This window comes from Luteimonas gilva, from assembly GCF_005239095.1.
In the GTDB taxonomy this organism is placed as follows: Bacteria; Pseudomonadota; Gammaproteobacteria; order Xanthomonadales; family Xanthomonadaceae; genus Luteimonas_C; species Luteimonas_C gilva.
In genome coordinates this window covers 655023-667998 of sequence record NZ_SZUA01000002.1, presented here as the reverse complement: position 1 = coordinate 667998, position 12976 = coordinate 655023, and the positions used below count along the sequence as shown (strand labels likewise).

Here is a 12976-nt window from a genome sequence, read left to right as displayed (position 1 = left end):
AAAACCTGAGATTCCGAGCCGCTGCAAGTAAATTCCGAGGGTTGTTAGGTTAGAGAACAGGCGCACTCCTCCACGCGCATTGGCTAAGCACCGCTCAGCTGCGCCGCAGTGAAACACGATGGCAAACCCTCCCGCTCGACCAACAGCATGGGCCGTTTTGATCGACCCCACCTCAATCAACTCACGCGCCGTCGGTTCTCGGAGAGCATTTGGCCCTGCTTCCATGGCTTCCTCCTGGAGGCCATGGTATGCACAAATAACGTAGTTTGTCGATAGGTTCTACAAAATCTATCGCGAACGCCACAGCTACCAACAACCCATCGGGCAGCCCCTTTCCGGCACGGCCGGCATACGAGCTCCGGCACCCTTCTGGCTTAAGCCATCAACATCGCGAACTGCGCAGGTGAAAGTCCCTGCAATGCGGAATGAGGTCGGCCAAGGTTATATCGAATGCGCCAATCATCTAGCATCCGTTGCAAGCTTCGTGTGTCCGCAAACCGAAAGTGATTGAATATTTCCCGCCTGAGAGTTCCGTTAAAACTCTCAACATAAGCATTATCGGTAGGTGTCTTAAAACGGGTGTATTCGCAGTATATGTGCCGTCGCTTTGCCCAAAATCGATAAGTTACGGCTTTGAACTCTGCGCCGTTATCTGTGCGAATACACTTAGGTTTTCTGAAATTTACTACCTCATCTAATGCCGCAATCACTGCTTTGACTGTCGGCCGCATTAAAACCTTTATCACTACAGCTTCTCGATTAAAATCGTCCAAGACATTCAATACCCAGAATCTTTTTCCACTTGATAAAACGTCGGTCATTAAATCCATAGACCAAACTGTGTTTGGTTCGATTTGAACCGCCATCGGCTTGAAGATTCGCACCGGCACCTTGGGCTTAATTTTTCTAGTTCCGATCTCGAACCCAAACTTCTTATAAAGCCTAAGGGCCAAACCTTTTCCGCAAGGTTCATCCCTCAATAGAATTGCAAATAGCTTTCTGAACCCGTACCCAGGGTTCTCCGCAAGAAAGCCCTCCATCATTCCTACTAACTCGTTTTCTTTCACCATCCAGCTCTTATTGCGGCCCGTCTTTTTAGAAAGGCCAACAATAGAATTGGCGCTTGAATGCGTGATCCGAAATTGCGCTATAAGGAGGGCTGCTAGAACGGAGCGCTTCCGAGGACTTGGCTGGAACCGAATAATTACGCGACGAGCTATGGCGAGATTCTGCTCTACCTTCTCGCAATGATTACGCATTAAGGCAAGCTCGTGCTCCAACGCTTTAACTCGAACTATCCACTCGGCATTTAGACCCAAATACCTGCGCCAACGATGCAGCGCGGCCGGCGAAATCCCATATTTTCGGGCCAGAGGATTGAATGACCCAGTCATCTGATACTCAAACAGCATTTCTGCAGCTTGAGTCGCACTGAGATTGTGGAGCATGGCCTTAGCCTGGAGAGCGAGAATGTAAACCCTGCTCCCGAAGGTGTTAACCGAACGTCAGCCGAGCTATTTTCTCTGCGGCCTCAAAAGCCACGGCGATATCAGATAGAAGCCAACCTCGAGCGCTGAGAATAAGCGCCAAGTCGGGCAGCATGTACTCACGGCCCGTACCCCACGTTATTAGTTCGGTTTGAAAGACCGGCGGTTGCACTTCCGATACAAATTCGAAGGCGATATATCGCGCTGGCTTTTTGTTCACCCAGAAAATATGTAGGTATCGAGACATCTGGCATCTACTCTGCTGGGCAGTGATTGACGGACTGGGGTGGCGCCCAATCCAATGACTTGCTGCCCCAGCAGAGGTGATGGCAGCCGCCGCCCACCCCCTTGCCCCTGCCGTCGTTCCAGCAATGGACCAAGCATTCGTCGACTGCATTACAGCGTTTAGCTATTTCCTTAAAGACGCACCTTTGGCCATCAGTGGCAGAAGCGAGCGGCTCGATATCGCACGGCCCACTTGAAGTTATGGGTTTTTGTGCACATCCAATCAGCAACAAAAACACGATTACCAGCACTGCCTTCATTTGGAATCCTTTCCGAATAGCTCCTTGGCAAATTCTTCCGCATCGTTTTCTGCGGGAGAGTGCTTTGCCGCGTACTCTGACCCAGTTAGCTCTTGATTGATTTTCATCAGATGTCGGAACTCATGAGCCATGCGGTTTGCCTGTCTTAACTCCGAATAATCTGCAAATATCTCTGGATTGATGTAGATGGCGCCGTCATGTGCCTTGGCCGAATACGTGGCACCGTGCGCATGCCCCGGGTTTACCTCTACCGCAATCGATCTGATGTTGTTGAATGTTCTAATTTCTTCTGGATCGCCTCGCCGAGCCAATTTTTCGCCTAACGTGTTCACGGCATTCGCTATTTCGCGCAGGTTGGCCGACCCGAACCTTGCTTTAGCGGCTTCGTATTCGCCTGACCCGGGTTCAAGAAATCTTGGTTTCTCTAGATATCCGCCAGACGGCGTTTCCATCCTTTCTGTCATGACGAATTGAATATCCGCATCCGAATAGACCCTGAGACGGGAAGCGTCGCTAGCAGCAGCCCGTATCGCTTCCGGGAGCGGATCCCCCGGCCCGCCCGAGGCATTCAATGCCGCTGTTGCATTCGGATACCGCTCCAAGAACGACCGCGTATCCTCAGTCGGCTTGATCCGATCTTCTTGTGCAGTTGCGCGCGCGGGCATTGCCGCACGATGCGCATGCATGGGCGTATGCAAGCGGCGACCCGGGCTCGCGTATGCAGGTGTATGCGAATGCGCACGAGAGGCACCAGTCGTGCCGGAGTGACCAGCGCCCGCACTGCCGAACACCGAATAGGGATTAAAGTTCCCCAGCAACCCCTTAAAGAACTTGGCCGCTATCGCCGGCGCGCCCATGATCAATGTAGTCAGCAGCAGCCCCAGGCCACCTTGCTGCATCGCCAGACTGTTGACGCCTTCCACCGTTGCGCCGGTAAGCTTGCCCGTCCAGAAAGTGACCGCGACGGCGCAAATCATGTCCGTAGCGATCGCGGCCATGACGTGCAGTACCGATAGGGCGAACAAGGTGCCGACCAGGTAGTTCAGCCAGTTCCAGAACAGCGTCTTGGTCTGCGGAAACAGCAGGCACAGCACGAACAGCGGCGCGAAACCCAGACACAGCGCCAGCATCACCTTGTACATAAGTAGCAAAGCCCCGGCGACGATGGCCGGACCGCCCATGCCCAAGGCGACGAGGCTCAGGTTGCGGAGCTTGTCGTCTTCCAGCGCTTCGTTAGCGCCGGTCTGTATTTCGTCGATGAATCCGAAGGCCAATTGCATGTAACCAAGCGTGCGGTCGATGCCTTCGAAGACGTCGCCATCCTGGCCGGTCAGGACATGGTGGACCATCTGGCCGAAGTCATGGCCGACCCAGTCGTACAAGGTGCTGCCGCCCAAAGCCGAACCGGTGGCGAGGGTGGCGATCATCACCGCCTGCAGCATGTCGGTGACAAACGCCGTCATCGAACGCTGCGAGTGGCCGATGAGGATGCGATAGCCCTCGATCAGCAGCCACAAGGTGAGCAGCATGGTCGCAGCGGCGCTAATCCAGGCCAGCATGCGGCCGAATAGATCTAGGCCAAACTGCTTGACCATGCCATCGAGGTGGCCGTAGAGCTCGCGGTAGAAGACATAGCCGCTGGCATCATCGAGCGGGCCGCCGTGCAAGGCGTTCAGTCCATCGAACAAAAGCGTCGAAGCCTCGGCCATCTTTCCGTCTCCCTTCCATGTGTTGGAAGCTCAAGAGACGGAAGCCGCGCATGACGATGGCCATGCGCTATGTCGCGAGTTCAAGCGCGAAAGCCTGTCCGCAAACAATTGACCCGCAGTCCGCAATTTATCCTTATATAGATCGGTGTGCAAAACGATTGACCTGCGAGCCACAACTGCCGTCAGCAGACCCGCCTTGTCTCCGAAACCCCAAATATTCCGCATTCTGGAATATGGAATAACTGAAGCAGCAACCCGCGATTTATCCCTATAAAGATCGGTGTGCAAAACGATTGACCTGCGGACCGCCAACCGCCTCTGGTAGGCTCGCCCCACCGCAGCCCGGCCCGGACCTATGGCCCACAACCAGTTCGAACTCCTCAAGCAGCGCCGCTTCCTGCCCTTCTTCCTGGTCCAGTCCCTGGGCGCGTTCAACGACAACGTCTACCGGCAGGCGATCATCGGGCTGTTGTTCTGGCTGGGGGTCACGCCGGAGCAGCGGACGCTGTACACCAATCTGGCGCCGGCGCTGTTCATCCTGCCCTACTTCCTGTTCTCGGCCCATGCCGGGCAGATCGCCGAAAAGCTGGAGAAATCCAAGCTGATCCGGATCACCACGACGATGGAGATCGCGATCATGACGCTGGCGGCGGTGGGCTTTTTGACCCAGAACATGGCCGTGCTGCTGGTGGCGCTGTTCTGCACCGGGGTGCAGTCCACCCTGTTCGGGCCGGTGAAGTACTCCATCCTGCCCTCGGTGCTGAAGCCGGAGGAGCTGACCGGCGGCAACGGCTTGGTGGAGATGGGCACGTCCATTTCCATCCTGTGCGGGATGATCTTCGGCGGGCTGATCTTCCAGCTGGCCGGTAGCCACGGGCCAGTAGCGGCGGCCACGGCGGTGATCGCGCTGGCGGTGCTGGGCAATACGGTCAGCCGCGCGATTCCGCGCGCCGAAGCCGGCGCGCCGGACCTGAAGATCAACTGGAACCCGCTGCCCGAATCGCTGGCCATCTGGCGGCTCACTCGCAAGCAGCTGGCGGTGCGCAATTCGATCCTGGGCGTGTCCTGGTTCTGGTTCGTCGGCACCGTGCTGACCGCGCAGCTGCCGACCTATGCCGAAACGAACCTGGGCGGATTGCAGCCGCTGTACATCTTCGCCCTGGCGCTGTTCTCGATCGGCACCGGCGCCGGCTCGCTGGTGTGCGAGAAACTGTCGGCGCGCACGGTGGAAATCGGCCTGGTGCCGCTGGGCGCGTTCGGCATCAGCGCCTTCATGGTGGATCTGTATTTCGCGCGCAGCGGCCTGGCGCCGGCGTCCGGACTGACGATTCCGCAATTCGTGCAGCAGGCCGGCAGCTGGCGGATCATGCTGGACCTGACCGGCATCGGCTTCTTCGCCGGCATGTTCGTGGTGCCGCTGTTCGCGCTGATCCAGAGCCGCACGCCGAAAGACGAGCTGTCGCGCGTCATCGCCGGCATGAACATCCAGAACGCGTTGTTCATCGTGCTGGCGGCGGTGCTGGGCATCGTGGTGCAGCGTTTCTTCGGCTGGACGATCCCGCAGGTGTTCCTGGCGCTGGCCATCGCCAATGCGCTGGTGGCGATCTACATCTTCAGCATCGTGCCCGAATTCGCGATGCGGTTCCTGAGCTGGGTGCTGGTGCGGTCGATGTACCGGCTGAAGCTGCACGGCATCGAAAAGAACGTGCCGGACGAAGGGCCGGCGCTGATCGTGTGCAACCACGTCAGCTATATGGACGCGCTGATTTTGTCGGCCAGCATTCCGCGGCCGGTGCGCTTCGTCATGTACTACAAGATCTTCAACATCCCGGTGATGCGCTTCATCTTCCGCAATGCGAAGGCGATTCCGATCGCCGGGGCGAAGGAGGATCCGGCGTTGATGGAGAAGGCGTTCGAGGAGATCGACGCCGCGCTGGCCGAAGGCGAAATCGTGGGGATTTTCCCGGAAGGCCGGTTGACGACGGACGGCGAGATCGCCGCGTTCAAGTCGGGCGTGGAGCGCGTTTTGGCCAAGCGGCCGGTGCCGGTGGTGCCGATGGCGCTGCGCGGGATGTGGAGCAGCATGTGGAGCCATCGCGACAACCGCATGGGCCGCATGCGCGTGCCGCGGCGCTTCCGCGCGCATGTGGAAGTGGCGGCGGATGCGCCGGTGGACGGGCGCGAGGCGACGGCGGAAATGTTGGAAGCGAAAGTGCGGGCATTGCGCGGCGACGCGGCGTAGCTCTTGCCGTTGCTCCCTTTGAAAAAGGGGGCAACAACAAGCGCGGCTAGGTCACCCAGCCGGCGATCACGAACAAGGCGATCACCGCCAGCCATAGCAGCAGAATGCGCCAGATCAGGCTCATCGCGTCGCGCAGTTCGGGCATCTCGCCCATTTGGGCGATGACGGCGGTGCCGCTGGCGACGCCGGATTCGGCGTAGTCCTGCGCTTCGTCGGCCATCTCGCTGCGCACGCTGGCGCGGGCGACGGCGCCGAGGAAATCGGTGTTCATCTGCAGCGATGCGCCGCCGCCTTCTTTCCAGGCGCCGAGCACGGTATCGAAATTGCCGACCAAGGCCATCGACAGCGTCATCAGCTGCGCCACCGGCCAGTCCAGCAGCGTCAGGAAGGCGCGCGCGCCGCTCGCGTTTTCGCCGGGCAGCAGATGCGATTCGTCGCCTTCCGCGGCGAGCGCGGTCAGGCGGTACAGCAGCGCGCCACAGGCGCCGAACAGCAGGAACCAGAACAGCACGCCGAACCAGCGGCGCAGGCCGTTGCGGAACACGGCATCGACCAGGCTCGGGCCGTCCAGCGACGGCGATTGGTCGTGCGGCCACAGGCGCGCGGCGGCGTCGCGGCGCGCGACCGGGTCTTGCGCCTGCGCGATCGCGTCCACGTCCAAGTCCAGGTCGCGCGGACCCCAGGCGTAAAACAGCACCGCGATGTTGAGCAGCAAGCCGGCCAGGCCCAGGAGCGGTTCGTCCAGCGCCAGTTGGAACAGCGCCACGGTCACCACCGGGGGCAGCAGCGCGGCGGCGATGCCGTAGCGGCCGCGCCAGAACCCGCCTTCGCCGAACTGCGCGCCCAGCCAGCGCAGCCAATTGCCCCACCAGCCGTAATGACGCACCGATGCGGCCAGGGATTGGGCCGCGTGGCCCAACAGCAAAGCGACGACGACGGCGATCAGGGTGGTCGACATGATTGGATTCTAGCGCGAGGGCGCGGCGCCGGGGTTGTCGTACCAGGTTTCGATCAGCCAGCGCGAGATGGAGATCGACGGCGACAGCAGCAATCCGCCTTCGCCGGACGCGCCGCGCATCGCCGCGCCGATCTGGTCGCGGGTGAACCAGCGCGCGTCCTCGAGTTCGTCGCTGGCGCGCGGTTCGTCGGGTTCGGCGCGGGCGATGAAGCCCAGCATCAACGAACCGGGAAACGGCCAGGGTTGCGAGGCGAGATAACGGCTGCTGCGCACGCGCACGCCGCTTTCCTCGAACACTTCGCGCACCACGGTTTGCTCCAGCGATTCGCCGGGTTCGACGAAGCCGGCCAAAGTGGAATAGCGGTGCGGCGGCCACGCGGCCTGGCGGCCTAGCAGCAGGCGTTCGCCGTCGGTGATGGCCACGATCACGGCCGGATCGGTGCGCGGGTAATGTTCCGCGGCGCAGGCGGAGCAGCGGCCGAGCCAGCCGCCGCGCAGGAATTCGAGCGCGCCGCCGCACACGCTGCAATGGCGATGGCGGCTTTGCCAATGCAGCAGCGCGCGCGCCTGCGCGAACACGCTGGCTTCGAAGCCGGGCCACAGCGCGGCGGCGTTGCGCAGATCGATGCGCGGCGCGGCGTCGGTGTCGGCTTCGGCGGTGCGCGCGGCGAACCAGGCTTCGTCGCCGCGCAGGCCGAGGAATACGGGTTGCAGCGCGGCGTAGTCGAGTTCGGCGCCGGCGGCGGCGAGCAGATGCTTGTCGGCGTCGGCGCTGGTTTGGCCTTCGCCGTCGATCAGCAGGACTTTGCCGTTCTTCCACAGCGCGGCGAGGGCGGTGGGATCGTCGCGCAAGTGATCGGCGCGGTCCGGGCCCGGATCGGAGAAGGCGAAGGTGGGTTGCGGGTCGCGGGGGTTTTGCGGGGCCATGTGGTTCTGGACGACGCTGCGGCGGAGGCAGTGTACTCGGAGCCGTCAAAATGCCGTCATCCTAGGCGCAGGTCGAGATCTAGGCCGACGCGGCCGACTCGCAACGACGCTTTTGTTTTCAGGCGCGGCAGGCTCTCACCCCAGGCCTGCCAGCGACCACGCAGCGAAGCGACGTCGAACCAACCGCCTGCCATCGAACTTCGGGCCGAGACCGAGAATCGGCGTGCTGTCCAGCCGCAACGCCCGGCGGATTGAGACGCGCGACTTCACGCACCGCCGTTGAAGTTAGGCACTTTCTTTGGTTACTTTCTTTATGCCAGTAAAGAAAGTGACCCGGGCGTCAGCCCGGAAGCTTTTGTCCATGTAGCGAGCCGCACCGCGATCTGCACGAATATCGGAGCCCTGGGTCCCGGCTTTCGCCGGGATGACGGCAAGAGCAAGGCGACGAGCAAAAGCGAAGTCACTGGATTACGCGACGCTCCTGCGGCGCGCCCTTCGGGCCATCGGCTTCGCCAATGTTCGCTCCGGCGTCCTGCCTCCGCAGTCCCGCCTTCGCGGGGATGACGGCTTAAAGGCAACGGCAAAAGCAAAATGGATCCCAGCTTTCGCTGGGATGACGGTAATTACCGACGCCTCAGACGATCAGACGGTGAAGCTGCTGCCGCAGCCGCAGGTGGTCTTCGCGTTCGGATTGCGGATCACGAACTGCGCGCCGTGCAGGCTTTCGGTGTAGTCGACTTCCGCGCCCATCAGGTATTGCAGGCTGAGCGGATCGACCAGCAGGACGACGCCGTCGGTTTCGATCGCCAGATCGTCTTCGGCCTGCTGTTCGTCGAATTCGAAGCCGTACTGGAAGCCGGAGCAGCCGCCGCCCTGGATGTAGACGCGCAATTTGAGCGCGGCGTTGCCCTCTTCCTTCACCAGCTCGCGCACCTTGGCGGCGGCGGCGGGGCTGAAGAGCAGCGGCGCGTCGAGCTGCTGGTAATGGGGCGTGGAGCCGGCGGAGACGATATCCATGCCGACAAGATGGGCCGCCGGCCGCGGGTTTTCAATCCCGTGGCCGATCCGCTGCGTTGCGCAGCGGCTTTTGTGGGAGGGGCTTCAGCCCCGACAGCGGGCGTAGCCCGGGTAACCGCAGCGCACCCGGGGCGAATCGCAGCGTGTTCCCGGGTGCGCTGCGCTTACCCGGGCTACGCGCTTCCGCCGGAGTTTCTGTTCAGGCGGCCGCGGTGTTCAGCCGCAGCGGCCGATCCGGCGCATGCTCGGCCTCGGGCACGGCATGCAGTTGCTGGGTCTCGGCATGCAGCAGGCGGCCGCTGATCGCCGCGCCGGCGGCCATTTCCACCACTTTGTAGTGGATGTTGCCCAGCACCCGCGCGTTGCTGGCCAATTCGACCCGCTCGCTGGCGTGGACGTCGCCGCGCAATTCGCCGTTGATCACCACCACCGGCGCGCGCACTTCGCCTTCGACCAGGCCGCTTTCGGCCAGGGTCAGGATCGCGCCCGGGTCCTGCGCGCTGATCGAGCCGTGCACGCGTCCGGCCAGGTACAGCCCGCCGCTGAAATGGATGTCGCCGCGGATGACGACTTTCTCGCCGATCAGCGTGTCGACTTGGCCGGCGCGCTGGGCGCGTCGGATGCGTTCTTTGTCTCGATCGAACATGTCGGTGCTCTCCCCATCACTCGGTGGTCGCAATGGCGTCCTGCCAGGAGAACGCCTGCTCCGCGCTTCCGCCCCCGTCGGCGCGCGCCCGGGCGATCACTCGGCCCGGCACGAATCCCTGCGGCAACAGCACGCTGCCTTCGAGCCGCTGGAAATAGCGGAATTCGAAGCGTTGCGCGGGCGCCTGCGGATTCTGCAGCAGTTGTCCCCAATCCAGCCGGGTCAGTTTGCCATCGCGGGTGCCTTCCACACTGAGAGTCAGGTCACCTTTAGTGACAGCGCCCCGATTCAAGTTCTGGGTGAGCGTGGCGGTGTAGCGCCAGCTGCCGTCGTTGTCGCGGCGCATCTGGATTTCGTGCACGTTCAAACCCTTGCGCTGGCCGGTGGCGCCGACCAAACGCTCGTAGAAGGCCACGTCCGCCCGCAGGCCGGCGATTTCCTCTTCGCGTTCGGCCAGGGTCTGCTGCAGTTCCCGGTTCGCCTGGCGGCTGATCCGGTCGGACATCTGCAGCGTCGCCAGTTGCTGTTGAGACTGCGCGGATTGTTCCGGCGAAGGTCCGGCCGCGGCGGCGGGCTCGGCGGCGCGGCCGAACAACCACCACACCGCAGCCAGCGATGCCAGCCACAGCAAGGCGATCAGCAGGCCCCAACGCCAGGCGTGGCGGCGTGCGGGGACGATCACGAAACGCGGATCGGGCGTGGGAGCGCTCATGGGGGGCTCGCGACGGGGTGGGCGACGATTGTACGTTCGGCATTAAGCATGCATGCCTATACTCGCCGCGTGCGGCCCGCGGCGGCCGCGGGAACGGGGGAAACCGCCATGTCGGAAGCCCATTTGTTCGCGATCGGCGTGCTCTTGGCCTGGCTGGCCGGCATCCGCGTCTACCTGACCGTGTTCGGCATCGGCCTGGCCGGTTTCTTCGGCTGGCTGGACCTGCCCGAAGCGCTGCAGGCCACCCAATCGCCGTGGGTGCTCGGCGTGTCGGGCGCATTGGCAGCGGCGGAGTTCTTCGCCGACAAGATTCCCGGCGTCGATTCGATCTGGGACTTGCTTCACACTTTGTTGCGCGTGCCGGTCGGCGCTTTCCTCGCAGCGGCCGCGCTATCGCCGAACGGCGAACTGAGCGCAGGCATGCTCGCCACCGGCGCAGGCGTGGCTTTGACCAGCCACCTGCTGAAATCGGGCACGCGCGCGCTGCTGAATACGTCGCCTGAACCGGTCAGCAATTGGACCGCTTCGGCCACCGAAGACGCCGCCGTGATCGGCGGTTTGGCGCTGGCGTTCTCGCATCCGTGGATCGCATTGGCGATCGTGGTCGGATTGACCGTACTCTTCGCACTGGCGGTGTGGTGGCTATGGCGTAAGCTGTTCCGCCGCGCGCCGAAAGCGCAACCGGGATGATCACCGCCGCAGCGTGGCCTTTGCAGGGCCGTCGCCGCGTTTAACGGACATCCGCCGTCGTCGGCAGGGGGGACCGCGACCGCAGGACATCCGTAGGGGAAAGCATGTCCAGCGACGGACCCAAAACACGCAAGCGCCTGGCATCGGGGGGGAGCGAAGGCGTCGCCGAAAAAGACGCCATGAGCCCTGAACCGATCCGCCATCCGCGCCGCACCGAAACGCCGCCGCCGCAGCATTGGCGGCGTTGGGGCGGCGACGCGCCCGTATTCCACGTTCCGCCGCCGGAATCCGAAGCGAGCCCCGAACCTGCGCCCAAGCGCGAACCGGCCGTGCCCGCCACGCCGGTGACGATCGCCATTCCCGCGATCCTGACCGGCCCGGCCGGCCCGTTCCGCGTCCTGATCGCCGAAGACGATCCCAGCCAGGCGAAATTCGCCGAAGGCGTGCTGGCCGGAACCGGCATGCAAACGGTGATCGTCGACCAGCCCGCGAACGTGGTGGCGGCGATGGAAGCCTTCAAACCGGATCTGGTGCTGATGGATCTGCACATGCCCGGCTTGGACGGCTTGGCGCTGACCAACCGCATCCGCGGCCACGAACTGTTGATGCACACGCCGATCGTGTTCCTGACCGGCGATCCGGATCCCGAGCGCCAGTACGAAGCCCTGGCCGGCGGCGCGGACGATTTCCTCAGCAAGCCGATCCGGCCGCGCCATCTGGTCGCCGCCGTGCTCAGCCGCGTCCAGCGCGCGCGGCGGATGGCGCAAAGCCGCGCCAAGCCGCCGGCCGTCAATCCGCTGACCGGGCTGTTGGAACGCGGCGACTTGATCAATCTGCTCGGCAACGCGTTGACGCCCGACGCGCGCCGCGGCGTCCTGCTCTTCGCCGAAATCGCCGGCGCCGAACGTTTGCGCGAGCGGCTCGGCTACGCGGCTTACGAAGCGTTGATGATCGACGCCGGCCGCCATCTGCAAAGTTTGGCGGACGACGCTTCGGTCGCGCGCTTGAACGATTACGCCTTCGCCATCCTGGCGCCGAACCTGCAAGGCGCCGACGTCGGCGCGTTCTCGCGCAAGCTGCGCGACGGTTTGGCCCAGCCCACGTTCGGCGAAGGCCTGGAAGCGGTGCGGCTGCGCACCAGCATCGGCGCGGTGATGCTCGACGGCGGCTTCGCCGACGCCGGCGCCGCGCTGGACGCGGCCGAGCGCGCATTGCGCGCCGCGCGCGTGGCGCCGACGGGCATCGCCGATTACGTGGCGCCGCAACCCGAGGCGCCCGAGCAATCGCAATCGGCCACCGACCAGGTGCGCGACGCCTTGGCGGAAAACCGTTTCGAACTGGCCTACCAACCGATCGTCGCCGTCGCCGGCGGCGACGAACCGCAATACCAGACGCTGCTGCGCCTGCGCGACAACGACGGCCATCTGCGTCCGGCCGCGCAATTCCTGCCCGCGCTCGAGAACAGCGCGCTGCTGGCCGAAATCGACCACTGGGTGCTGGAGCGCGTGCTGGATACGCTGCAGAACCGCTACCACGACAACCGCCCGCTGCGCCTGTTCGTGCCGCAGTCGCCGCGCTCGCTGTCGCGCGACGATTACGCCGAGTGGCTGCTCGGCGCGCTGGAAGTGCACGGCTTGCCCGGCAATGCGCTGGTGATCGATCTGCGCCTGGCCGACGCCTTGATCCACACCGTCAGCCTGCAGCAGTTCTGCCAAAGGATGATGCGCGCCGGCGTCCAGTTCTGCCTGAGCCAGTACGAACAAGGCACGGAAGCCGAAGCCTTGCTGGCGCAGCTGCCGCTGGGCTATTTGCGCCTGTCGCCGCGCTACGCCAACGCCCAGGCCAGCCCGACCTTGCGCGACGAGATGCGCGGCGTGATCGATCGCGCGCATCGGCTGGGTTTACTGGTGATCGGCCATCAGATCGAGGATCCGCAGGCCGCCGCCAATCTGTGGATGAGCGGCATCGACTTCATCCAAGGCAACTTGGTGCAGCGCGCCAGCGGCGATCTCGAATTCGATTTCCATAGCGCGGTGCTTTAGG

General features: G+C 63.1%; 10 protein-coding genes. 3 read left to right on the top strand and 7 right to left on the bottom strand.

Going from position 1 to position 12976, the window contains the following annotated elements; translation table 11 throughout:
- Positions 1-374 precede the first annotated feature (374 nt).
- Both FCE95_RS10945 and FCE95_RS10940 read right to left on the bottom strand, forming a co-directional pair.
- Positions 375-1448, bottom strand: coding sequence for an IS3 family transposase (locus FCE95_RS10945; RefSeq protein ID WP_137267050.1), 1074 nt, complete (start codon positions 1446-1448; stop codon positions 375-377).
- A gap of 580 nt (positions 1449-2028) precedes the next feature.
- A complete protein-coding gene (locus FCE95_RS10940; protein ID WP_137267049.1) occupies positions 2029-3741 on the bottom strand; it encodes a TrbL/VirB6 family protein in 1713 nt (570 codons plus the stop codon).
- A gap of 355 nt (positions 3742-4096) precedes the next feature.
- Between FCE95_RS10940 and FCE95_RS10935 the strand changes: the two genes are divergently transcribed.
- Complete coding sequence (locus FCE95_RS10935; protein ID WP_137267048.1) at positions 4097-5983, top strand: MFS transporter; 1887 nt, start codon at positions 4097-4099, stop codon at positions 5981-5983.
- A 46-nt stretch (positions 5984-6029) separates the two neighbouring features.
- On the opposite strand, the gene FCE95_RS10930 is transcribed toward FCE95_RS10935, so the two are convergent.
- The 5 genes from FCE95_RS10930 to FCE95_RS10910 form a co-directional block, all read right to left on the bottom strand.
- Complete coding sequence (locus FCE95_RS10930; RefSeq protein ID WP_137267047.1) at positions 6030-6941, bottom strand: hypothetical protein; 912 nt, start codon at positions 6939-6941, stop codon at positions 6030-6032.
- A gap of 9 nt (positions 6942-6950) precedes the next feature.
- Positions 6951-7868, bottom strand: coding sequence for an NAD(+) diphosphatase (nudC, locus tag FCE95_RS10925; RefSeq protein ID WP_137267046.1), 918 nt, complete (start codon positions 7866-7868; stop codon positions 6951-6953).
- A gap of 642 nt (positions 7869-8510) precedes the next feature.
- Positions 8511-8885 carry an iron-sulfur cluster insertion protein ErpA gene (gene erpA / locus FCE95_RS10920; protein ID WP_137267045.1) on the bottom strand — a complete coding sequence of 125 codons (375 nt, stop codon included), beginning with the start codon at positions 8883-8885 and terminating at the stop codon, positions 8511-8513.
- Positions 8886-9084: 199 nt separating this feature from the next.
- Positions 9085-9531, bottom strand: a complete 447-nt coding sequence (locus tag FCE95_RS10915; RefSeq protein WP_137267044.1) for a bactofilin family protein — start codon at positions 9529-9531, stop codon at positions 9085-9087.
- 16 nt (positions 9532-9547) lie between these two features.
- Entirely contained in the window at positions 9548-10243 is a 696-nt protein-coding gene (locus FCE95_RS10910; RefSeq protein ID WP_137267043.1) for a DUF6776 family protein, read from the bottom strand.
- 108 nt (positions 10244-10351) lie between these two features.
- On the opposite strand from FCE95_RS10910, the gene FCE95_RS10905 reads away from it, so the two are divergent.
- Positions 10352-10933 (top strand): DUF4126 domain-containing protein, encoded by a 582-nt coding sequence (locus FCE95_RS10905; protein WP_137267042.1) that lies wholly within the window; start codon positions 10352-10354, stop codon positions 10931-10933.
- Positions 10934-11112: 179 nt separating this feature from the next.
- Entirely contained in the window at positions 11113-12975 is a 1863-nt protein-coding gene (locus FCE95_RS10900) for an EAL domain-containing protein (RefSeq protein WP_137267041.1), read from the top strand.
- The last annotated feature ends 1 nt before the right edge of the window (position 12976 follow it).

Bases quoted from the DNA above. Each gene is read 5' to 3' on its own strand.
- FCE95_RS10945 (WP_137267050.1), bottom strand. From the start codon at position 1,448: ATGCTCCACAATCTCAGTGCGACTCAAGCTGCAGAAATGCTGTTTGAG.
- FCE95_RS10940 (WP_137267049.1), bottom strand. From the start codon at position 3,741: ATGGCCGAGGCTTCGACGCTTTTGTTCGATGGACTGAACGCCTTGCAC.
- FCE95_RS10935 (WP_137267048.1), top strand. From the start codon at position 4,097: ATGGCCCACAACCAGTTCGAACTCCTCAAGCAGCGCCGCTTCCTGCCC.
- FCE95_RS10930 (WP_137267047.1), bottom strand. From the start codon at position 6,941: ATGTCGACCACCCTGATCGCCGTCGTCGTCGCTTTGCTGTTGGGCCAC.
- nudC (WP_137267046.1), bottom strand. From the start codon at position 7,868: ATGGCCCCGCAAAACCCCCGCGACCCGCAACCCACCTTCGCCTTCTCC.
- erpA (WP_137267045.1), bottom strand. From the start codon at position 8,885: ATGGATATCGTCTCCGCCGGCTCCACGCCCCATTACCAGCAGCTCGAC.
- FCE95_RS10915 (WP_137267044.1), bottom strand. From the start codon at position 9,531: ATGTTCGATCGAGACAAAGAACGCATCCGACGCGCCCAGCGCGCCGGC.
- FCE95_RS10910 (WP_137267043.1), bottom strand. From the start codon at position 10,243: ATGAGCGCTCCCACGCCCGATCCGCGTTTCGTGATCGTCCCCGCACGC.
- FCE95_RS10905 (WP_137267042.1), top strand. From the start codon at position 10,352: ATGTCGGAAGCCCATTTGTTCGCGATCGGCGTGCTCTTGGCCTGGCTG.
- FCE95_RS10900 (WP_137267041.1), top strand. From the start codon at position 11,113: ATGAGCCCTGAACCGATCCGCCATCCGCGCCGCACCGAAACGCCGCCG.